We start from the raw sequence: 279 nt of genomic DNA, 5'->3' as shown, positions 1-279 counted from the left end.
AAACCGTGGTGCAGATTGCGGAGCTGCTTTTTGGAGGGCGTCATTATCTCACCACCATCAACATGCCCGAATATCAGGAAAAACATACCGTCTCACGACTGATTGGCTCTCCGCCGGGGTATGTTGGTTTTGGGGAAGGCGGTGTGCTGACCGAGGCTATTCGGCGTAAACCGTACTCGGTGGTGCTGCTCGATGAGGTGGAAAAAGCCCATCCGGATGTGCTGAACCTGTTCTACCAGGCCTTCGATAAAGGCGAAATGGCCGACGGTGAAGGGCGGC

Annotated in this window: 1 protein-coding gene; it reads left to right on the top strand. The window is 55.2% G+C overall.

Features of this window, described 5'->3' with window-relative positions; all coding sequences use genetic code 11:
- A partial coding sequence (locus tag ADK28_RS00665) for an AAA family ATPase (protein WP_048794621.1) occupies window positions 1–279 on the top strand: 279 nt, incomplete at both ends.

Source organism: Serratia sp. 506_PEND (genome assembly GCF_001076875.1).
Lineage (GTDB): Bacteria > Pseudomonadota > Gammaproteobacteria > Enterobacterales > Enterobacteriaceae > Serratia > Serratia marcescens.
This window is presented reverse-complemented; position numbering and strand designations above follow the sequence as displayed.